General features: G+C 67.6%; 15 protein-coding genes. 8 read left to right on the top strand and 7 right to left on the bottom strand.

The window, feature by feature from the left end; translation table 11 throughout:
- Nucleotides 1–1,786: 1,786 nt before the first annotated feature.
- Entirely contained in the window at nucleotides 1,787–2,983 is a 1,197-nt protein-coding gene (locus J2S35_RS05215; RefSeq protein WP_309850603.1) for an IS110 family RNA-guided transposase, read from the bottom strand.
- Nucleotides 2,984–6,234: 3,251 nt separating this feature from the next.
- Between J2S35_RS05215 and J2S35_RS05220 the strand changes: the two genes are divergently transcribed.
- Nucleotides 6,235–7,335: a ParB/RepB/Spo0J family partition protein gene (locus J2S35_RS05220; protein WP_309850606.1), complete on the top strand. Its 1,101-nt coding sequence runs from the start codon at nucleotides 6,235–6,237 to the stop codon at nucleotides 7,333–7,335.
- Nucleotides 7,336–7,463: 128 nt separating this feature from the next.
- Here J2S35_RS05220 and trxA read toward each other — a convergent pair whose 3' ends face one another.
- The 5 genes from trxA to J2S35_RS05245 form a co-directional block, all read right to left on the bottom strand.
- The gene (gene trxA / locus J2S35_RS05225; protein ID WP_309850608.1) at nucleotides 7,464–7,793 is read right to left on the bottom strand and encodes a thioredoxin; all 330 of its coding nucleotides are present in this window, start codon (nucleotides 7,791–7,793) and stop codon (nucleotides 7,464–7,466) included.
- A 37-nt stretch (nucleotides 7,794–7,830) separates the two neighbouring features.
- The gene (gene trxB, locus J2S35_RS05230) at nucleotides 7,831–8,793 is read right to left on the bottom strand and encodes a thioredoxin-disulfide reductase (RefSeq protein ID WP_309850610.1); all 963 of its coding nucleotides are present in this window, start codon (nucleotides 8,791–8,793) and stop codon (nucleotides 7,831–7,833) included.
- Between the two features lie 89 nt (nucleotides 8,794–8,882).
- Nucleotides 8,883–10,718, bottom strand: coding sequence for a hypothetical protein (locus J2S35_RS05235; RefSeq protein WP_309850613.1), 1,836 nt, complete (start codon nucleotides 10,716–10,718; stop codon nucleotides 8,883–8,885).
- 62 nt (nucleotides 10,719–10,780) lie between these two features.
- Entirely contained in the window at nucleotides 10,781–12,886 is a 2,106-nt protein-coding gene (murJ, locus tag J2S35_RS05240; protein WP_309850616.1) for a murein biosynthesis integral membrane protein MurJ, read from the bottom strand.
- Between the two features lie 31 nt (nucleotides 12,887–12,917).
- A complete protein-coding gene (locus tag J2S35_RS05245) occupies nucleotides 12,918–13,451 on the bottom strand; it encodes an NUDIX hydrolase (protein WP_309850618.1) in 534 nt (177 codons plus the stop codon).
- Between the two features lie 116 nt (nucleotides 13,452–13,567).
- Here J2S35_RS05245 and J2S35_RS05250 point away from each other — a divergent pair, with 116 nt between their 5' ends.
- The 7 genes from J2S35_RS05250 (at nucleotide 13,568) to J2S35_RS05280 (ending at nucleotide 19,968) form a co-directional block, all read left to right on the top strand.
- The gene (locus J2S35_RS05250) at nucleotides 13,568–15,088 is read left to right on the top strand and encodes a CCA tRNA nucleotidyltransferase (RefSeq protein ID WP_309850621.1); all 1,521 of its coding nucleotides are present in this window, start codon (nucleotides 13,568–13,570) and stop codon (nucleotides 15,086–15,088) included.
- Entirely contained in the window at nucleotides 15,085–15,708 is a 624-nt protein-coding gene (locus J2S35_RS05255; protein WP_309850623.1) for a histidine phosphatase family protein, read from the top strand. The genes J2S35_RS05250 and J2S35_RS05255 overlap by 4 nt, the downstream gene beginning before the upstream one ends.
- A 177-nt stretch (nucleotides 15,709–15,885) precedes the next feature.
- Complete coding sequence (locus J2S35_RS05260; protein WP_309850625.1) at nucleotides 15,886–16,323, top strand: hypothetical protein; 438 nt, start codon at nucleotides 15,886–15,888, stop codon at nucleotides 16,321–16,323.
- Between the two features lie 212 nt (nucleotides 16,324–16,535).
- Nucleotides 16,536–16,664, top strand: a complete 129-nt coding sequence (locus tag J2S35_RS05265; protein WP_309850628.1) for a hypothetical protein — start codon at nucleotides 16,536–16,538, stop codon at nucleotides 16,662–16,664.
- 352 nt (nucleotides 16,665–17,016) lie between these two features.
- Nucleotides 17,017–17,175 carry a hypothetical protein gene (locus tag J2S35_RS05270; RefSeq protein WP_309850631.1) on the top strand — a complete coding sequence of 53 codons (159 nt, stop codon included), beginning with the start codon at nucleotides 17,017–17,019 and terminating at the stop codon, nucleotides 17,173–17,175.
- A gap of 154 nt (nucleotides 17,176–17,329) precedes the next feature.
- Nucleotides 17,330–18,553: a glycosyltransferase gene (locus J2S35_RS05275; RefSeq protein ID WP_309853055.1), complete on the top strand. Its 1,224-nt coding sequence runs from the start codon at nucleotides 17,330–17,332 to the stop codon at nucleotides 18,551–18,553.
- Nucleotides 18,553–19,968 carry a glycosyltransferase family 87 protein gene (locus tag J2S35_RS05280; RefSeq protein ID WP_309850632.1) on the top strand — a complete coding sequence of 472 codons (1,416 nt, stop codon included), beginning with the start codon at nucleotides 18,553–18,555 and terminating at the stop codon, nucleotides 19,966–19,968. The genes J2S35_RS05275 and J2S35_RS05280 overlap by 1 nt, the downstream gene beginning before the upstream one ends.
- Nucleotides 19,969–20,241: 273 nt before the next feature.
- On the opposite strand, the gene J2S35_RS05285 is transcribed toward J2S35_RS05280, so the two are convergent.
- Nucleotides 20,242–20,823 carry a hypothetical protein gene (locus tag J2S35_RS05285; RefSeq protein ID WP_309850634.1) on the bottom strand — a complete coding sequence of 194 codons (582 nt, stop codon included), beginning with the start codon at nucleotides 20,821–20,823 and terminating at the stop codon, nucleotides 20,242–20,244.
- Between the last annotated feature and the right edge of the window lie 19 nt (nucleotides 20,824–20,842).

Genomic DNA, 20,842 nt, shown 5'->3' on the forward strand with positions numbered 1-20,842 from the left:
TCGTGGGTGCCTGGGCGCTCGTCAGATCGGAGACGACCCGTTTCACGTGAAACCGGGCCTTCGTACAAAGACCTCAGGAAGCGTACATGGCTAGATCGGGCGCCGCAGCGTCCCTGGCCGGCCTAGTTGCCTCATGTTGTGCAGGCTCGACCGTTGGATTACAAACCAAGACGAATTGCCCCCTGGACACACAGCCGCTCGGCTGTGTTGGATTTGGTCGTATCGCCAGTCCAGCTACGCTCAGGTTTCACGTGAAACAGCGCCCGGTGTGGTCGGATGGGTCCTGTGGGCGGCCGGACATCGGCCCAGGGTGCCCCTCCCGTGTGGCCAGAACGACGTCCGCTGAAGCCCCTGTGCGAGGTTCGCGGTCGCTACAACAGTGGCGGAGGCCAATGTGGCTGCCGGCTGCGGACACGACCACACCATGGGGTTCGTGGGCTGTCCGCTGTCATATCTCTGGCTTCAATCCCAAACCCCGGTGAGACGGGGTGACTCCGTGCGTACCCAGTCGGTCCGGTGGTGGCGAGGGGATGTTGATGGGGAATCCAGCAGACGTGACCCAAGTGGGCCTGCATGTGTGGCACAGGTCTTGGAGGTCATGGCCTGTGGGCGCGCTCTGAGCGCCGCCTGGGGGATGGGAAGCCTTTACGACGCGGGTGGTGTGCTGCATACCCGATAGATGTTGCACCCCCCGCGGCGCCACCACCTCGGATGAGTCGATCCTGTTTCACGTGAAACGCCCGACAATGGCCCCCGTTCCCGCTGGCCTGGGGCCTCGTGCCGACCGCTACCGCAGGCAGTCACTCCCGGGCCCGTTGGACCTGGGGAGCATGCGTAGGGCCTGTGGTCCTCCGTTCAACCACCAATGCGAATGCCGCATGCTCAGGTGGGGTCGCGTATCGAGGGAGGCTGCCTGGGGCCTAGGGGGCCTAGGGGGCCTAGGGGCCGGGAGCCCGGGAGCCTGAGGACTGGGCTTGACGACTCGGAGCCGGGGAGACGCTGAACTGGGGGCCAGCAATCTGGGGTGGAGGGGAGACCGGGAGGCTATGAGCCAGAAGGCAGGGAGTTAGGGCGGCTGTGAGCCCGGGCTGGGGCGCCTGGGTGCCTTAGTGCCCGCGCTGGGGTGCCTGGGTGCCTTAGTGGCCCGCGCTGGGGCCGGGCGCCTTAGGCTCCCGTGCTGGGTGCTGGGTGCTGGATGCTGGGTGCTGGGTGCTGGGTGCTGGGTGCTGGGTGCTGGGTGCTGGGTGCTGGATGCTGGGGCTTCGGGGGAGGGGCCTGTTTGGGGTGTTGATCCAGGGAAGCCAGCTGGAACCTGGTAGGGCAGTTGCGGCAGGCCAGTCTGATGAGCCTTCTGGGCCGCCATAGGGTTGCCCGATGACCGAGACTCGAGGGCGGCGTGTGTGGCCGTGTGTGCGTATCAACGGGTTTCGGTGCCTGACCCCACTCGTGCTGCTTGCGCAGGCGCGGTCCGAATGGAGGGCGATACCGTTTCCCCTCCGGCCTACATGACAGAGCAGGGTGCCACGGTCTAACCAGGGAGCGTGGTTTGAGGCGGGTCCCAGAACTGCTGCTGCGAACTGCCGGTCCACGCCTGGGCCCAGATGGGGACCCGCGGATAGGGGGATTACACGTCCATGCGTCCCGCAAGACTTGCATGCGGAAGTCCCCGGGCGGGCGTCCGGTCCGTAGAGTCAGCGGATGCCCATATGGAACAGTCACCGACGACTACGTTCCGAGAATGCGGACTGCCGCCAGTGCTCGCGGGGGGGTGCTTCTATGGTTTTCGTCAAGCCACCAGAGCCATTCGCGGAGGACGAGACTCGTAGAAGGTTCCGTCTCGGAGCATCGCGAACAGGACATCGGAACGACGGCGGGCGAGCGCCATGACGGCCTGGTTATGGCGCTTGCCCTGCGCTCGTTTCCGGTCATAGTACGCCCGCGAGGCCGGGTCGCTCAGGGCCGCGAATGCTGAGAGGAACAAGGCTCGTTTGAGGATCTTGTTCCCACGACGTGAGGCCGACTCGCCACGGATGGACGAACCGGATTGTCGCGTCACGGGTGCGATTCCAGCGTATGAGGCGAGGTGCGCGGCGGACTTGAACGTCTTACCGACCACTTCTGTGAGCAGTCGCGCTGCGGTCCTGACGCCCACCCCGGGCATGGACATCAGGACAGGGGAAAGAGGGTGCGCATCGACCACCGCCAGAATCTCTTCGGCGATGTCATCGCGCTGCCGACGCAGCTGGACGAGCTGCTCAGCCAGGCGTCCAATGACTTTCGCGGCCGCGCCCGTCCCGGCGACGACGACGGTCTGCTCGGCTAGAGCCTCGAAGATCTCCTCCGTGAGGCGGGGTGCCAGGCGCGGGGCGAGCTTCCTCAACCGTGCCCTCACGTGGCCTCGTCCTGCTGTTTTCAGGGCTCCTGGGCTGGGGTAGCGGGTCAGCAGATCAACCACGGCCTTGTGGTCCAGGTGAGGTCCAATGACGCGCTCGAGGGCCGGGTGGATTTGTGTGAGGAGCCCGCGGAGGCGGTTGCTGACCTGCGTGGTCTGAGCGGCGAGGTCGTCATCGAAGCCGCAGAGCATCGTCAGCTCGGCGATGTTCTCCTCCGTGACCGTGATCGAGCGCAGCGTGTGGGGCATGGTGCGGGCGGTGTCAGCGATGATGAACGCGTCCCGAGCGTCCGTCTTCGCTTGCCCGGGGTGCAGATCCGCGACCCTGCGCATCGTTAGTCCGGGGAGGTAGGCGACGTCCAGGCCCACGTCTTTGGCAACCGCCACGGGCAGGGCCCCGATGGTCTTGGGCTGGTCAACGACCACGAGCCCGGTGCCGTGCTGGGCGATGAGGTCGGTGAAGAGGTCCCGGAGTTTTGGCTCTGATTGGGCCAGCGGCTTGTCGTGAACGATGGTGCCGTCGGGCAGCAGCGCGGTGGCGTGGTGCTCGCCCTTGCCGACGTCGAGTCCGATGTAGAGCTGGTAGGTCATGGTGCTCACCTTGGGGTCTGACTGTCTTGCTGAGAGCAGCCAGAGGGTCACCTCGTTCACATCCACGTTACAAAGACCCTTGAGGTGAAGCGGGCTTCTATTAGCGATCCGTGGTGACCTCGCCGGTCCTGGTGACTACACCCCCCGGATCATGAACTGCGACTGGGGGCAGCGATCATGCCAGGACCGGCTGGCTGCTCGTCCTTCCATCATCGCGGAGGAAGGACCCACGAAGAAGGTAACGGGGGCGACGGGCGGCTGAGACAGGACTGGCAGGGTTGGTTTCACGTGAAACAGGTGGATCGAGATGGACGGGAAACTCAGGGGGTTAGCGGCCTGCTCGCCACGGTGCAGTGGGCGAGGCTGCTCCCTGTTTCACGTGAAACCTGCTCGATGCCTCCACCGCGTGGAGTGGCGCATAACCCGTGACTCAGGAGCGAACTGCGTGTGGTTCTCGAATAGCGGGCGCTGAAAGCTTCTTGTACTAGGTAGAACGCGGCACGCCGGACGAAGGTTACCGGGCGCCGAGCGCAGAATGCAGGATGTCGAGGGCACAGGGCACAGGGCACAGGACAGAGCACAGGGCTCAGAGCACAAGACAGCGAACACAGATCGCAGGGAGCAGAGCTTAGAACGTAGAACGTTAAGGGGGCAGACCCGGGTGTCGCTGGACCCTGGCACGGGGTGCGGGGATGTGCAAGCTGAGCTGCCGAAGAATCTGTCGTGGATTCACAGCCCCGACATTAGGAAGAGCCGGAGGTGACCATCCACCCGCCGACGGTTGCGGATAGGGAATCATTGATCAACTCGCTCGGCGCACGCCTGGCTCGATACCTATTCATGGGACAGAACAGAGGTCATTTTGGACAGTCCCACAGCGGGCTCTTGGGGGCCAATGTGGGCAGGTCGGCGAGTAGGCCGAGGGGAAGGCAGCAAGGAGCCCGGCGCCAGAGGGGGGAAGTAGTCGTGAATGCCAGGGGGCTCCTCGCGGGAGGTTCCCCGGGTGGACGTGGCAAGGGGTGGCTGGGGGCTGGGACCAGGGATCAGCAGACATGGTGGGGCGGGTGCGTCCTGCAGGCTCAGGGTGAGCCCCAGTGGGTTAGTAAGACTCCGGGGTCCCATGTGCATCGACTAGGAGCAACACTGCTTGTTTCACGTGAAACGCACATCTCATGGGCAGCGTTCCTCGCCGGAGACCGTCGCAATTGCGACAGCTGAGCGATGCCTTCCGAGCCGGCTGATGAAACAGCCGACTCTCGGTGGCCAAGAGCTGACCACCGCCGCGGTGCCGGGGCAATCACTCCGGCACGACGCGTCTCTATGGGGCCTTCCCTGGGTGCAGAGAGAGGGGGGTGGTGTGGAAGGCCTGCATCTTGGGCGGCGTTGGGGCGGTCCTGGCGCAGGGAGAGGGATCGCGGCAGTGAACCGTATCCCGCAGGCGCTACGGTGTTCTCCGTGCTCTCGAAGAGGGATCGTGACAGTGGTGTGCATTCCGGGCGGGATGAGTTGTTCTCCGGTCGCAGGAGGGGGGAGGGATTGGTGGCCCGCATCCCGGGGGCGGTTCGGTGCTCCCTATGCGAAGGGAGTGGGGGTTCAGACACGGAGGTCATTAGATGCACCAGGTCTGCGTTGAGCGGAGCTGGCATGTTTCACGTGAAACAGGGCGATTCCGGGCCGGTTTCTGCGCCTGGGGCGGCGAGGGGTGGGAAGCCCAGGAGCCGGAATGTCTCCAAAGGGCCTCGTAGTTGATTGGGGGGAGGTCTGGCAGCGCGGGAGGTCATGCCAGTTGGCTGCGCGTCGCCCGGGCCGAACCCCTGAGACTCTGGGAGAGTCAGGCTCTCGGGAGCCAGATTCAATCCTTAGGCGCGCATAGCCGGCATAGCGCTGGCTTCATGGGCTCATGGGTCTATCGGCTCACTCGACTTACTTAGCGCATTGGTTCAGTGGCTCATTGGCATGGGTGGCCCATTGGCTCACCTAACCTACTCGGCTCATCCACTTGACTTCGTTGGATCGTGGCTTCGTCGCCCCGTCACCCCTCATACCCTCACGCCCTCGTCCCGTCACCCCGTCGCCTCATCGCTTGCATGCGGGTCCGCATCCCTGAGCAGACGAGAAGGGCTGAAGTGTTTCACGTGAAACGGGAGCCAATAGCTCGTCATGTCACGGTCTCTACGGGTCCTGGAGGACGAAGGGCCGTAGGCAGACCGGAGCGTGCATTTGTGCAACAGTCATGGGGCCAGGCGGGGGAGAGGCGCGAGGAAGTAAGTCGAGGTCCGGTAAGGGGATCGGGTGGGGTGTATGCCTCTTCGGAGAACCGGACGCGGCGCGTACGAAGAAGTTATCCACATCCAACGTGGAACTCGAGTGCCAGGACCTAAGATGTAGATGAGGACCTTCTGACGACGGGGAACCCCTTCGTTCCACGTGAAACACCCTGGGAGACTGTGCAGACCATGAGCGAACGACGCCGTAGCGGGCTGGGGCGGGGCCTCGGAGCCCTCATCCCGAGCAGCAGTAACCTTACCGACGCGCCGTCCGTCATTTCGCCGCAGGTCAAGGCCGATGGCGCCGGAGGCGGGTCCCGAGGAACGGCTGCGGGAACGCCTAGCGGCAAGAAGGGTTCCACCTCGCCGGCGGAGACAGCCAGTGGCGCGAAGGCGGATCGGACGGCCTCTTCGGGCAAGGCGGCCCCGGCTACCGCCACCAAGAAAAATCACAAGGCGAAGAACTCCCCGGACGAGTCCCCGGAGATTGCTGTGGCTCCTGGGGGACAAGCGGCAGATACCCGAGTGGAGGCCCATGGCCCGCTCGACGCGGAAGGCGACAACACTCGCACCCGCAGCGTCCGCTCTTCAGGAAACCGCCCGGCCAAGAGGACTGCGGTTGACGATCCTCGTGGGTTGGCCGGAGCGCTTCGGTCTTCTGCAGGGGCCGAAGTAGGGGCGGAGGAAGCAACCTCCGAAGACAACAAGCCGCCTACCGCTAGGGGCGCGGAGGCGCGGGCTGCACAGCGCGCCAAGGGCACCCGCCCGGTCGACTTCTTCTTCCAGCCGGGGCGCCGGGCCGAAGAGGAGGAGGCCGACGCGGAGATCAGCTCCTCCGGCATCAATCTTGACCGCCTTCGGGTTTCGAAGAAGAGCCCCACCACCCGCAAGAAGGCCGCACGCAACGTTGTAGCCGAGCGGCAGCCTCAGGATGCCCCCTCAGGCGTGCCTGAGGGCCCCTCTGGGCGCCCTGAAGGGTCCTCGATGGGTATCGAGCCCACCACGGCGTCTGGAAGCGCGACAGCCCCGTCTGGCGCCTCTCAGCCTGATGTGGCCGATACTGCTCCGGGATCTGCTGTGCACGGAGCCTCGGACGCCAATTCAGGCGTCGCGACGACATTCTCCGATGGAGAGCCTTCCTCGACGGAACGGCACGGCCGGACACAGGCGGCGGATGCATCCATAGCCCAGAGGGCCGAATCGGGTCCACGAGGGGCCTCCTCGGAAGCTGAGGCTTCGTCCCAGTCGGGCCCCACGGACGGCCAGACTCTGGTCGCTGTGCCGGGTGCCCGCTTCGCAGAGCTCTCGGTGACGTCCATTCGTCCGAATAGCAAGCAGCCTCGAACCGTCTTTGACGAAGAGGACATGGACGAGCTCGTCCACTCGGTCCGCGAGATTGGTGTTCTCCAGCCCGTCGTGGTGCGCCCAGACACCACGGGGGAGGCCGAGTACGAGCTGGTCATGGGAGAACGCCGCTGGCGGGCCTCCCAGGCGGCGGGTCTTGACGCTATTCCCGCTATCATCCGGGACACGACGGACGACAACCTCCTCCGCGACGCGCTCCTCGAGAACCTGCACCGCAGCGAGCTCAACCCGCTGGAAGAGGCGGCGGCCTACCAGCAGCTCATGGCCGAGTTCGGGTGCACCCAGGATGAGCTGTCGCAGCGGATCGGCCGCTCACGCCCGCAGATTTCCAACACCATTCGCCTCCTCAAGCTTGCGCCGGAGGTCCAGCTCAAGGTGGCAGCCGGCACGCTCAGCGCGGGCCATGCCCGTGCGCTGCTAGGCCTCAAGGACCCGTCCATGGCGGCGCCGTTGGCCGACCGGATCATCCGCGAGGGCCTCTCAGTCCGGTCCACGGAGGAACTCGTCTCCCAGCAGGATGCCCTCCTGACGGATGAACCGAAGAAGACGTCCCGAGAGAATCCCCGTCACGAGCGTCTTGACTACCTGGCGACTTCCCTCTCAGATCGTTTGGACACGAACGTGAAGATCACGCTCGGTGCCAGGAAGGGCAAGGTCCAGATCGACTTTGCGTCCGTCGAGGACCTGAACCGCATCATGGACATCCTCGGCAACGGATAGCCCGTCCGCAGAGACAAGAAGGCCGACGAGACTGGGTCTCGTCGGCCTTCTTTCCTGACGGCGATTCAGCACCGCACTACTGGGGTGAGCCAGCGGGACGGGCTTGATGGGGCATCAGCCTCGGATGGCTAGCCTCCGAGGACGGCGGCGAAGTCTGCCTCAAGGGCAGGCTTGGGCTTGGCGCCGAGGGACTTCGCAACAATCTCGCCGTCCTTGAACGCCATCATCATAGGAATGGACGTGATGCCGTACTTGGCGGCCGTAGCGGGGTTGTCGTCAACGTTGACCTTGACCACGTTGACCTTGCCCTCGTTCTCTTCCGCGATCTTATCGAGGATGGGGCCCACCTGGCGGCAGGGACCGCACCACTCGGCCCAGAAGTCGACAATGACGGGGGTCTCGCTCTCCAGGACCTCGGAGGCGAAAGTTGCGTCGGTGACGTCGCGTGCTGCACTCATGTTGGTTCTCCGTTCGTTGGGGTGTGACGGTAGGCGCTCAGTGGGCGTCGTTCAGCCCAGCAATGTAATGCTCGACGTCGATGGCGGCCACACAACCCGATCCAGCCGAGGTGATGGCCTGCCGGTAGATCGGGTCAATGACGTCGCCGGCGGCGAAGACGCCGGGAAGGCTTGTCCGCGAGGTGCGGCCTTGCACGGCGATGGTGCCCTCGGGGGTGAGATCGAGCTGGCCCTTGACGAGGTCCACGCGCGGGTCCGCGCCAATCGCGACGAACAGGCCCGTGATATCGAGCTGCTTAGTAGTGCCATCCACTGTATTGCGGACGACAACGCCCTCGACCTTGGAATCTCCAAGAATCTCGGTCACCTCGGCATTGAGCTCGAACCGGATCTTCTCGTTGGCCCGCGCACGGTCGACCATGACGCGGGAGGCGCGGAAGTCGTCTCGGCGGTGAATGATCGTCACGGAGCGAGCGAACTTCGTGAGGAACGTGGCTTCCTCCATGGCGGAGTCGCCGCCGCCGACCACGGCGATGTCCTGGTCCTTGAAGAAGAACCCGTCACACGTGGCGCACCACGAGACGCCGTAGCCGCTGAGCTCCTTCTCGCGGGGGATGCCCAGCTCGCGGTATGCGGAGCCAGTGGCCACGATGACGGCGCGCGCCTTGTAGACATCGCCGCTGCCCGTGGTGAGGACCTTGATCTCGCCCTCGAGCTCGGCGGTCGCAACGTCTTCGAACTCGATCTGGGTTCCGAACCGCTCTGCCTGCTGCTCAAGGTTGGCCATGAGGTCCGGCCCCATGATGCCTTCGGGGAACCCGGGGAAGTTCTCGACGTCGGTGGTGTTCATGAGCTCGCCACCGGCCTTGACGGAGGATGCCAGGATCAGGGGCTTCAGGTTGGCCCGGGCGGTGTAGATGCCGGCGGTGTACCCGGCGGGGCCTGAGCCGATGATGATGACATCATGGATTGTCTCGGACGCTAACGCTGCGGTGCTCATGGAGACCTTTCTGTCTGTTCCTTCGGTGCCCATTTGGCGCTGTGCATAGGACAACGCTCAACGGGCGGCGGGCATTCCCGGAGGGGCGGCTATTTGACGGTGACTTCAGCGATGACCATGCCCCACGGGTAGACCGTCTGCACGCCGGTCAGGCGCGGGAGCTCAGTGACGTTCATGATGACGTACTTCTTGGCGCCTGCCGAGGTCAGATCGAGGGAGACGTCCGCCGAGGAGAACGTGCCCTGGCCGACTTTCGTCGCACCCGTCAGGCTGGGCGAGTCGTTGACGAGGATTTCGTACGCGCCCCCGGAGCCGTAGCGCTGCGTGAGGTTGAACCGCTTGGGCTCCGCGGGACTCTTGAGCTCGAAGACCAGAGCGAAGTTCTGCGTGAGGTTGCCGAACTGCGGGTTCGTGTACACGAGGCTGCCCCACGCGCTCGCCGGGTCGCCGTCGATGATCCGCCCGAGGTTCACGTCCGAGCCCGCGTCCAGCGTGGGGTTGCTCGGGACCAGCCGGGAGACGCTGGAGATCGCGGGGGCAGCGGCGGGCGCCTGGGAGGGCGTGCTGCTGGCGCTCGGGGATGCCGACGACGTCGATGGCTGCGCGTTGTTGCTGCCGCCACCGGTGAAGAGTGAGCTCAGCTGGGTCACGGCGAAGACGACGGCGCCGATGAGAAGGAGTGCGAGGAGTGCTCCGACGAGGGCGCGGGAGCCCTTGCGGCTGCTCTCGTCCTCCGGCTCTTCCTCGTCGTAGAGGTCTTCGCGAAGGGAGGCCGAGTCCGCATTCTGGTACTCATCATCCACAGGGTGAGACAATGCCCGCGTCTCGGGGCCGTTCGTCGGCGCGGAGAGCTCGGGCTGGGCGGCAGTCGCTGTTGAGTCGGGGCCCAGGGGGCGGACGGACGGACGGTGTGCGGTGACGCCCGTCGCCGCGCCAAGGCCCGCGGCTGCACCCGCCGCGGCACCGGCCTGGGTGGCGCCAGAGGGGCTCGATTCGGCGACGGAACTCCCCGTGGACGCGGCCTGGGGGGCGTGTCCGGCACCGCTGCGGGGCTCGGAGCTGCGGAACCAGCCGCGGGAGGAAGAGGCCTGGCGCGTATCCCGGCTCTCATCCTGGGCGTCAACCTGGGGGACGGCCTGCGTGGAGGGCCCGGCGGAATTGTCAGAGTCGAGCGGGCGGACGCTCGGGCGAACAGGGGAGGAGGCGGGCTCGGATCCGGAACCGAGCAGGGCCGACGCGCCGGCCCCAGCGGCCCCGACACCGGCGGCACCCGCGCCGGCCCCAGCGCCCCCAGTCCCGGCCCCTGCAGAGCCGCCAGAACGGCTCGACGCGGCTGAGGCGCTCTCGGAGGCATCCTGCGTCCGGCGGGACTCGGCGGCCTTGAGGCGGGCGGCCTCGGCACGCTGGGCGGCGGCCGCGTCACGGGCGGCGGCGCGCTCAGCGGCACGAGCCCGGGCGCGCTCGGACATGGAGGAGAGGTCGATGAGGGGCTTCTCGTCCCGGAGGTCGTAGTAGTGCTCGTCCCACTCGAGGTCGTCCTCGGGGGTGGCCTCGCGCTGCTGGCCGAAGATCTCGGACCCGAGGGACTCGGTGAAGAACGGCTCCACGTACGGCTTGTCCTGGCTGACGAGGAGGTCGAGCAGCTCGTCCGCACGGGAGCGGTTGGTGATCAGCGCAGGGCGGCCGTCCATGATGACCATGTCGAGGACCTGGACGGAGCCGGCGCGCTCACCCGTGGCGAGCTCGCGCCCGGACTGGGCCGCCTGGCTGGCGTTCTTCTTCGCCGCAACGAGGATGCTCACCGAGCGGTTGAGGACCTGGTCGAGTCCCGCAAGGACGTCGTCGCCCTCTTCCGTGGACACGATGAGCCCCGTGACCTTATAGCGGCCGCCGATGATGGTTCCGACGTCGATGGGATTGGTCACGAGTCATGCCTTCCGGTGAATCCATGAGCCCGGGGGGTGCGGGCGTTGATCTTCAGCCCATGCTACCGGCGGAAGCGGGCCAGCACGGGGTCCAGGACGTCATTGAGCTCCTTCGTCTTCCACCACCGGAGAATGACGAGATACACAACGCCCATGACGGCGGAGACGAGCGCGGCCACGAAGAGGGCCTGGAAGCGCCCGGACCACGCGAATCCGTCCAGGCTGTAGCCGCCCAGCAGCCAGAGGAGGCCGACGCCGACAACCGCGGAGAGCAGCGCCGCGGCCGTGAATCGGGCCCAGGAGTCGAAGATGGACCGGAGGCGGTACGAGCCGATCTTGCGCGTCAGGCACACGTGGTTGATGACGGCGCCGATGACGTTGGTGACCGTGGTGATGAGCGCGATGACGTAGATGCGGATGTGGGGGTCCACGAGGAGGGAGCCGAAGGCCGCCGCGATGGAGAGGCCCGCGATGGCCACGGTGACCCAGAACGGCGTCTTGGCGTCGTTCATCGAGTAGAAGGTGCGCCCCAGGAAGACGGTCGCGGAGAAGACCGGTGCCGTCAGCATGAGGATGATGAGGGTGATGCCGAGGAAGACGCCGAACGGCTTGGAGCCGCCCGCGAAGACGAACCCGAGAGGCCCGGCCACGACGATGAGCGCGGTGGACGCAAAGATCATGGGCAGACCGACGGTCCGCAGACCGGAGTTGAGGGTGCGGGCCAGCCGGGGGATGTCGCCGTCGGCGCTCGCGTGAGAGAGCCGGTTGACGAGGATTGTCGCGAGGGACACGGCGATGACGGCGTGCGGCAGGATCGAGAGCATCGAGGCGTTCGTCAGCACGGCCGCGCCGGGGATGTTGGTGTAGTCCGGGGTGCCGCGCAGTGACTCGCGGTAGGCCGCGATGGAGGCCTCCACCCAGTTGTAGACGAAGAAGGGCACGTTGCCGATGACCATGGTCATGGCGGCCCAGCCCGCAAGCCTCCCGGCCTCTCGCAGGCCCACGCCCCGGAACCGGAAGTCTGGACGCAGACCGAGTCGCAGCTTGCGCAGAGGAATGATGAGGATGAGCGCCTGGAGGACGATTCCGAGGGTGGACCCGAGGCCGATCACGAGGCTTTTCTCGAAGGTCCAGTTCTCGAGCGTGTGGTGGCTCCCCGAGCTCTCCGCCCCGAACATGAGCATGAACAGCGTGAGGGTGGCGAGCGCGACGACGTTGTTGAGCACGGGCGACCACATGAACGGCCCGTAGGACTCCTTGGCGTTGAGGATCTGCCCGAAGATCGCGTACATGCCGTAGAAGAAGATCTGGGGCAGGAGGAAGTAGGAGAGCTGGGTGGCCACGTGCAGCTGGTCCGGGCTGTAGTCCCGCCCCAGCACCTTGATGATCCACGGCGCGGCGAGGGTCGAGGCGACTGTGACGAGGAGCAGGAACGTGGTCAGGAGCGTCACGAGCCGTGAGAGGTAGTCCCGCCCGCCGTCCTTTGCTTTGGCTGCCTTGATGATGAGGGGCACGAGGATGGCGCTGAACACGCCGCCGGCGATCATCGCGTAGATCTGGTTCGGCAGGACGTTCGCGAGGTCCCAGATGTCGGAGATGGCCCCGCCCACGCCGAGCGCGGACGCGAGCAGGAACGTGCGCACGAGCCCCAGGACGCGCGAGGCGATCGTGCCGGAGGCCATGAGCATGCCTGCCCGGACGGAGCGCTGGGGCGCGGCCTGGGCGGCCTCGTGCTCGTCCGCGGCGGCCACCTCGGGGGCGGCCAGTCCGTCTTCGGTGTGGTTTCCTGCCCGGCTGCCGGCGGACTCGGGGCTCCCTGAGCCGACGACGACGGGGCCGCCCGCCTCCTCGCCGCCCGTGCCCCGGTCTCCACCGGTGCGTGTGCCCGTGGGGCGGCTCCTACCTGCGCGGCGCGGGCCCGGTGCTGCTGCGGCCCGCCGCGGGGGGCTGCCGTGCTCGGCGCCCGCGGGTGACGCGGCGGGGTCGGTCCCGGCGGCTGCGTCGTCGTCGTCTTCCCAGATGTCCCCGGGAGCCCGCACGCCGGCAGGAGCCGCGCGGTACCCCTGGACCATGTCGGTGTCCTCGTCCAGCCGGAAGCGGGACGGGCGCTCGACCTCCCACTCTGCGCGGGCACGACCGCCGATGATCGGGGGGAAGGAGTGGCTCATGATCTGTACTCTCAGGGAGGCTTCGGGGCGGTCAGAGGTACTGGGGGAGGACGGCCCGCGCGTGGTCCGCCATCCGCCGCTCGTTCGGGAAGGACAGGCGCGAGCCCAGGTCCCGCAATGGCACCCAGGCGACGTCCACGGCCTCGTGGTCTGGGTCGTTCTCGGTGGTCAGGGTGCCGCCGGTGGCCCGCAGAAGATAGTGGTGCACCGTCTTGTGGATGCGGCGGCCTTGGGCGGAGAACCAGTAGTCGATGCTGCCGAGGGCCTGGAGGATCTCGCCTTCGATCCCGGTCTCCTCGAAGATTTCGCGGCGGGCGGCGGCGCGGAGGTCCTCGGAGCCCTCCGGGTGGCCCTTGGGCAGGCACCATTCGAGGCGCTGGGCGCGGTTGAGGCGGCCGATGACGGCGACGTTCAGGGTGCGCGTGGAGAAGTCCAGGATGACACCGCCGGCGGAGATCTCGTCGAGGACGGCGGGGCCGGAGACACCAGGGGCACGGTTGGTGGCGAGGCCCCGATGCACCGTGAGCGGAGTGCGCCGCTGCGCGGAGTGGGGAGGCCTGTGCATGGTCCCACTCTAGCGGTGCGCGGGAAGGGGCCGCGGAGTCGGGGCCGGGGCTCGGGCCGGGGCTCGGGCCGGGCCTCGGGGAGGGCCTGTCCGCCGTCTGGGACAATGGAGACACTATGGCCAATATTCTCCAGATGGCGGCGGACGAGAACCTCTTGCCCCCGGTCGTGTACGAGCTCGGACGGCGCTTCGAGGACGCGGGCCACGAACTGTCCCTCGTGGGCGGGCCCGTGCGTGACCTCTTCCTCCGGCGGGTGTCCGGCGACCTTGACTTCACGACGGACGCGCGACCGGACGGCATCCTCGACGTGGTGCGCGGCTGGGCGGACTCGACGTGGGAGATCGGGCGTGCGTTCGGGACGATCGGCCTCGCGAAGGCCGGGTACACGATCGAGATCACGACCTACCGGGCCGACGCCTACGAGGCCGGCTCCCGCAAGCCAGAGGTCCGCTTTGGAGAGACGCTTGAGGACGACCTGTTCCGCCGCGACTTCACCGTCAACTCGATGGCGCTGCGCCTGCCCTCGCTGGAGCTCGTGGACCCGTTCGGCGGCGTCCGGGACCTCGCCGCAGGCCGTCTTCGGACCCCCGGCCGCCCCGAGGACTCCTTCTCTGACGACCCGCTGCGCATGATGCGGGCAGCCCGGTTCGCCTCGCAGCTGGGCGTGGATGTGGCGCCGGAGGTCGAGGCCGCGATGACGGGCATGGCCGAGCGCCTGTCGATCATCTCCGCCGAGCGCGTCCGCGACGAACTGGTCAAGCTCATCAAGGGCCAGGACCCGGCCACGGGCGTGGACCTCCTGGTGCGCACGGGCCTCGCGGACATCATGCTCCCCGAGGTGCCCGCCCTCCGCCTTGAGACGGATGAGCACCACAGCCACAAGGACGTGTACCAGCACTCCCTGACGGTCCTGCGGCAGGCGTGTGAGACGGAGACGGACGACGACGGCCCCGTCCCCTCACCTGACTTTGTCCTGCGCTTCGCGGCCCTCATGCATGACGTCGGCAAGCCCTCCACGCGCCGGTTTGAGGGCAATGGCGCGGTGACGTTCCGCAACCACGACGTCGTCGGCGCGAAGATTGTCCGCAGGCGGATGCGCGCGCTGCGCTTCGACAACGACACGATCAAGGCCGTCTCCCGGCTCGTGGAGCTGCACATGCGCTTCTTCGGGTACAAGGATCAGGCGTGGACGGACTCGGCTGTGCGGCGGTACGTCACGGACGCGGGCGCTCTCCTGGAGCGCCTGCACCGGCTGACCCGCTCAGACGTGACGACGAGGAACAAGCGCAAGGCTGCCCGGCTGAGCCAGGCGTATGACGACCTTGAGGCCCGGATTGCCGAGCTCGCCGAGCAGGAGGAGATGGCCGCGATCCGCCCGGACCTCGACGGCGGCCAGATCATGGAGATCCTGGGCCTGCGCCCGGGCCCGCTCGTGGGCAAGGCGTACCGGTGGCTGCTGGACCTGCGCCTGGAGGAGGGGCCGCTCGGCGCCGAGGAGGCGCGCGCCCGCCTCGAGGCGTGGTGGCGAGAACAGCCGGAGAGCGCGGCGGCGGGGGCAGCGAAGGCCTCCTCGCCGGGATCCGCCGGCTCCGCCGCCGAACCTGTTGACACTGACGAAAGGGCCACGAGCCGATGACCACCCCCACCGCCGAGCCCGCGTCCTCTGCCGCGACTCCGCCCGTCCTCCCCACTCTCTGGCTCTTGCGCCACGGTGAGACCGAGTGGTCCGCGTCCGGCCAGTACACGGGCCGCACGGACCTCGAGCTCACGGAGCACGGGCGGGAGCAGGCGGCGGCGGCGGGCGAGCGCCTCGCCGAGCGGGGTGTGACGTTCGACCTGGTCATGTCCTCCCCGAGGCGCCGCGCCCGGGAGACGGCGGCCCTGGCGGGGCTTGGCACCCCGGAGATCGTGGACGACGCCCAGGAGTGGGACTACGGGGACTACGAGGGCCTGTGCAGCGCGGACCTGCGCCTCAAGGACCCCTCCTATGTGCTCTGGGACAGCGGCGTGCCGAATGGCGAGACTCTCGCTGAGGTGGGTGCGCGTGCGGACCGGATCGTGGAGCGCGTGCGCCGTGAGCTTGCGGGCGGCGGCTCGGCGATCCTCGTCTCCCACGGCCACTTTTCCAGGATCCTTGCCGCCCGGTGGCTGGGTCTCGACCCCATCCACGGCCGGAACTTCCTCCTGGGCACGGCGCGGCTGTGCGAGCTGGGGTGGGACAAGCGGGACCCCGCCGTCGTCGGCTGGGGGCTGTAGCCCCCCGTCCACACGGAAGACTCGGCTTTTACGCAGGGAAGTCTCACGAGGCCGGGTCATACTCGAGTATGAGGATTCGGTCCGCGCGGGCGGGCCGTGAGGAGGAGGAGACCGATGCCGTCCAGTCGCGTCCGCGCCGTCAGGTGCGCCCGGAGAGGGGACAGGGAAGCGCGCCGCATGAGGCGGGGCTCCCTCGTCGGCGCGTGCCTCCTCTCCGTGATGGCGACGGCGGGCTGCGCGTTCTCGAGCCCCGGGGAGTCCTCGTCCGCCTCTCCGCAGGCCTTCACCGCCAATGCCACGGCCGCACCCGGGAGCGGCAACGCCATGGCCGGTGACGCGGACCTCGTGGACGCGACGTGCGAGCGCTCGCCCTCGGGCTCCTGGTCCTTCAAGGCCGTGCTGCGCAATTCCACGAAGCACACGAGTCACTACAGCCTCTCCGTCACGGTGGCCAACAAGGAGAGCGGGGCCGTGTACGGCTCGGTGGCGCAGTCCTTCGCTGTGAAGCCCGGGAAGGAGCGGCGGGTGTCCTTCTCCACCGTCGCCAACTCCGGCGTCAGCGAGCAGTCTGCCGTCGTCTGCGAGCACTTCACGACGGTGGTCCGCGACACGTGACGGAGCGGTCCGTCACATCTGGGCCATATATGGTAGCGGACTCCTGGATGATGGGGTACTCTTAATTCATCGGTTGGTTTTTCCCAACTGGCCCGGAGCCGGGAAGGCTTCAGTCCAGGGGAATCCACTGGTATTCACGCGCGGACCTCATTGGGCCGCACTGTCTTGAGCGGGTTTCACCCCCGCTCCACGCACGGGGAAAGGAGGCGAAGATGATGAACAACACACCGAACGCGCTGGCAGGCGTCCCGCAGGGATCCCTCGGCACCGCAGTCAAGCGGCGCAAGCGTCCCACCGGCATTGCCAATCTCTTCGCCTTCGCTTGGAAGGACGCCTCCTAACGGAGCAGTCCCGGTCCTCATCTCTCAGGACCGCCGAGCCACAGCCCTGACATCGCGCGGCACCCTTGCCGCCACAGTCCCGGGCCTCCCGCCCTCTTCGCACGGGGGCACATGTGCCAGACATCGTGAACCGGAGACCAACTCGTGCAGCTCGCATCCCAACCACGCCTCTCAGAGGCAAGTGCCCCTTGCCGCCCTGGGCCTGAATCCTCCATGCCCGGACGAGAGCAGACCACGTACCGCCCCAGCGGTGCAGGCCGGACAGCCGTGAGCCCCCCGCGCACCGGGGAGTTCATCATGGCCGGCTCCCTCACCAGCCTGACCCCCTCGAACCCCTAAAGGAGACCTAAGCATGCGCAAGATTCTCGGCTTTGGCAAGACCGACCTCGCCGCCCGTGACGCCTACTCTCGCCGCGAGCAGCGTGCGGAAGTCGCCGCCCAGCACCAGGCGTGGATCGAGAGCGGGCGCCACGGTGGCGCCATGCCCGCCAGCCACCTCAGCATCCGCTAGCCATGGCGCCGTTCGCGGCACCGGGACGCAGACCTCAAGACAGCGAGGCCGTCCTGGACCTCTCACCAAACCCCCGCCCCTGTATGGTCAGGTGTGGGGGTTTGTTGTTTCGGAACCCAGTGTTTGTTTGAGGAGCGTTGACCCGTTGAGCCCAGTGTTGTCCGTCGCGCTCATCTCCATGCACACCTCGCCCCTTCACCAGCCGGGTGCCGGCGACGCGGGCGGCATGAACGTGTATGTGCGGGCGCTGGCCCTCGAGCTGGGCCGCCTCGGCGTCAGGGCGGACGTCTTCACGCGGGCTGACCCAGGGGCGCCGGGCGGCGTGACACAGATCGGCCCCGGAGCGCGCGTCATCAGTCTCGACGTGGCCGTGGGCGTGGCCAAGGACGACCTCCCCCCGCATGCGCCGTCCTTCGCGGAGCGCCTCCTCGCGGAAGGCCACGGGCCCTACGACGTGGTCCACGCCCACTACTGGCTCTCCGGGATGGTCGGCGAGATCCTCTCCGAGGCCTGGAGCGCGCCCCTCGTGCACACCATGCACACGCTCGCGCTCGCCAAGGACCGGGCCAGGATCGGCGGCCGCGGGGAGACCCCCGGGCGCGCCGCCATGGAGACACGCCTCCTTTCGGAGGCGGACGCGGTCATCGTCAACACGGACGCTGAGCGGGAGGACGTCGCGCGCCTCTACGGGGCTGACCCCGCCCGGGTCGTCGTCGTGCCGCCGGGGGTGGACCTTGGCGTGTTCTCGCCGGATGGGCCCACCGCAGACCGCGCCGGGCTCGGCATCAAGGACACGGATTTCCTTGTTCTTTTCGCAGGACGGCTCCAGCGCCTCAAGGGGCCCCAGGTGCTCGTTGAGGCCTTGGCGGCCATGACCGGCGCCGCGAGCCCCCGGCTCGTTATCCTCGGCGCCCAGTCCGGTGAGGGCGCCGAAGGCCTGGAGGATCTGGCGCGCGAGCTCTGGATCGAGGAGCGCGTGGACTTCCTCCCGCCCGTGCCGGCGGAGGAGCTCGCGGCATGGTTCCGGGCGGCCGACGTCGTCGGCGTCCCCTCCTACGCGGAGTCCTTCGGGCTGGTGGCGCTTGAGGCGCAGGCCTGCGGTACGCCCGTCGTCGCCGCGAATGTCGGGGGCCTGCCGCACGCTGTGGCGGACGGGGAGACGGGCGTGCTGGTGAGCGGGCACCGGCCGGCGGACTGGGCCGCGGCGCTCGAGCGCCTCGCCCTCAACGACTACGTCCGGGAGCGCCTCGCGGACGGGGCAGCCCAGCGCGCTCAAGAATTCGGCTGGGCCCACACGGCCGAGCTGACCCTGACCGCCTACCGACGCGCCGTCGAGAACCCCGTTGACGGTTTTATTCGCCTTCAGAGGACCCTGTGATGCCCCAGACCCGAACCGATCCCGTGTGGGACGCCGCCGCGGAGACCGTGGGAGGCCCGCGGGGCCAGCGGGAGGGCCGCCGCGCCGGCGCCCTCGCGTGGTTCACGCCCAGCCGTGTGCTGCTCATTCTGACGACGCTCGCCGCTATGCTCGCGTACGCCATCAAACAGCCCTGTTTCGGAATCAATTGGGCGAGTCCCGAGGTCTTTTCTCGTGCTTGCTATTCCGATTGGCCCGTGATTTTCTCCCAGCGCGGCCTCGCAGACGGTCTTCTTCCTTTCTTGTCCCCGGAGAGCCGGGTTGAATACCCTGTTCTTCTGGCGCTCACGGCCGGCCTTTTTGCGGCGGTGACTCCGGGCAGCGGATTGAGCCACGAGCGCTCGATGGACTTCTTCAACATCAATGCGGTCGCCGCCGCCGTGGCCTGGGGCGCTCTCGTCCTCGTCACGGCCGCCACGGCGCGGCATCTGCGCGCTCAGGGCGCCTTCGATGGCACCGAGGCGGCGGCACCGCGCTGGGGGACGGGCATCGAGCGGGGCGCCGTCGTGGCCCTCTCTCCCGCGATCATCACGACGATTTTCATCAACTGGGACGTCTACGCGGTGCTTCTGGCCGCGGTGGGACTGTGGGGAATTGTCACGCGGCGCTGGGTCCTCGCCGGTCTTTTCATTGGGCTGGGGACGGCGTTCAAGCTGTACCCAATCCTCTTGCTGGGCGTTGCGTTCCTCATGGCTGTCCGCGCGCCCCGGCGCTCCCGTGCGTGGGTCTCCTTCATGACGACGACGGTGGCCGCCGTCGTCTCGTGGCTCGCGGTCAACGTCCCGGCCATGCTTGTGGACATGACCCAGTGGCGGTATTTCCTGGATTTCACCAAGGAGCGCGGCGCGGGGTTCTCCTCCCTGTGGTTCGTCATCAATCTTGGCGGGGGAGGCTGGGACTCGGTGCTGAGCGCCGAGCAGATCAACCGGCTCGGCATGATCTCGCTGCTCGTCATGCTTGCGCTCATTGTTGTCTTCGCCTGGCTGTCCCCGAGGCCGATCCAGCCGGCGGCGCTGGCGTTCCTCATCGTGGCGGCGTTTGTCCTGACGAACAAGGTGTACTCCCCGCAGTTCGTCATCTGGCTCGTGCCCCTTGCCGCCCTGGCGGGCATCCCGTGGCGGTGGCTGCTCGCCTGGCAGGCGGTCGAGGTGCTCCACTGGTGGGCCGTCTGGGAGGCGCTCGCCCGCTGGTCCACGCCCAATGCCAACCCCCAGCACTTCATGGCTGAAGACGTATATTCCTGGGCGGTGATCGCACATATGCTCGCCCTCGGCGCCCTGATGGCGTGGGTGTGCGTGCGGGGGTGGACCTCGCCCGAGCCGCAGCAGGGGCAGCCTCTGCGCTCTGCGGGCGCACGCCCGGCCCGGACCTTCTGAGCCTCGCCCTGCGTCCCGGGGTTTGCCCTGCGTCCCGGGGTTTGCCCCCTGTTTTGGCATGTGCCCCTGACATTGCGGGGGGCCCTTGCCAGTCGAGGGGGCAAACGGCCGCAAGGAGGGCGCCCCAGGCAACGCAGAAGCCCGGCACCTCCCGTGAGGGAGCGTGCCGGGCTTCTGTAGTGAGTGGCTCGGGCGGTGGTGGGCCCGCACGAGGGCGAGCTGGCCCGTGCCCGAGCCGACGTGCGCTCTAGCGCCGGAGCGTTGCAGGGCGCCTTAGAACTTGGCAGCCTTGCGAGCCTGGAGCCACGCGGTGATCTCCTTGTTCCACGCGATGACGACACCGGCGATGAAGACGATGGCGGTGAGGATCGAGAGGATCGAGGGGATGGGCATGGCGGCGAAGTTCGCGAACGTGCCGAACAGGCCGAAAAGGGAGAAGGCCGCGAGGATCGTCAGGACGATGCGCGCCCAGCCGTGGCCCTTGGCCCAGAAGAAGACGAAGAGACCGTTGATGAGGAGGCCGAGAACGAGGCCGATGATGGCGCCCACCATGAGCGAGGACTTGAACGTCTCGCGGTTGACGTTCGCCTCAGGGTTCTGGCGGATCGCTTCGTCAACGGCGCCGTCGATGCCCATGAGGCCGACGAGGTTGGCGATGAGGCTGAGGACGAGGCTCGCGATCAGGAGCTTGACGGAGAGGCCGTGCTGCTTCGGGGCTGCGGCGACGGCCGGGTTGGTGCCGTACCCGTTGGCGGCGGGGGCCACGGGTGCCTGGCCTGCCCCCTGAGCGCCGTCGTTGAAACCGCCCTGCGGAGCCTGGGGGAAGCCGTTGGATTCGTTCGGAGTGTGAGCCATGAGACGTCCTTCGTCGAGT

Origin of the sequence: Falsarthrobacter nasiphocae (genome assembly GCF_031456275.1) — a bacterium.
Taxonomy (GTDB): domain Bacteria; phylum Actinomycetota; class Actinomycetes; order Actinomycetales; family Micrococcaceae; genus Falsarthrobacter; species Falsarthrobacter nasiphocae.

What these genes read in the sequence shown, in the direction of transcription:
- J2S35_RS05215 (WP_309850603.1), bottom strand. Translation starts at nt 2,983, where the DNA reads ATGACCTACCAGCTCTACATCGGACTCGACGTCGGCAAGGGCGAGCAC.
- J2S35_RS05220 (WP_309850606.1), top strand. Translation starts at nt 6,235, where the DNA reads ATGGGTATCGAGCCCACCACGGCGTCTGGAAGCGCGACAGCCCCGTCT.
- trxA (WP_309850608.1), bottom strand. Translation starts at nt 7,793, where the DNA reads ATGAGTGCAGCACGCGACGTCACCGACGCAACTTTCGCCTCCGAGGTC.
- trxB (WP_309850610.1), bottom strand. Translation starts at nt 8,793, where the DNA reads ATGAGCACCGCAGCGTTAGCGTCCGAGACAATCCATGATGTCATCATC.
- murJ (WP_309850616.1), bottom strand. Translation starts at nt 12,886, where the DNA reads ATGAGCCACTCCTTCCCCCCGATCATCGGCGGTCGTGCCCGCGCAGAG.
- J2S35_RS05245 (WP_309850618.1), bottom strand. Translation starts at nt 13,451, where the DNA reads ATGCACAGGCCTCCCCACTCCGCGCAGCGGCGCACTCCGCTCACGGTG.
- J2S35_RS05250 (WP_309850621.1), top strand. Translation starts at nt 13,568, where the DNA reads ATGGCCAATATTCTCCAGATGGCGGCGGACGAGAACCTCTTGCCCCCG.
- J2S35_RS05255 (WP_309850623.1), top strand. Translation starts at nt 15,085, where the DNA reads ATGACCACCCCCACCGCCGAGCCCGCGTCCTCTGCCGCGACTCCGCCC.
- J2S35_RS05260 (WP_309850625.1), top strand. Translation starts at nt 15,886, where the DNA reads ATGAGGCGGGGCTCCCTCGTCGGCGCGTGCCTCCTCTCCGTGATGGCG.
- J2S35_RS05265 (WP_309850628.1), top strand. Translation starts at nt 16,536, where the DNA reads ATGATGAACAACACACCGAACGCGCTGGCAGGCGTCCCGCAGGGATCC.
- J2S35_RS05270 (WP_309850631.1), top strand. Translation starts at nt 17,017, where the DNA reads ATGCGCAAGATTCTCGGCTTTGGCAAGACCGACCTCGCCGCCCGTGAC.
- J2S35_RS05280 (WP_309850632.1), top strand. Translation starts at nt 18,553, where the DNA reads ATGCCCCAGACCCGAACCGATCCCGTGTGGGACGCCGCCGCGGAGACC.
- J2S35_RS05285 (WP_309850634.1), bottom strand. Translation starts at nt 20,823, where the DNA reads ATGGCTCACACTCCGAACGAATCCAACGGCTTCCCCCAGGCTCCGCAG.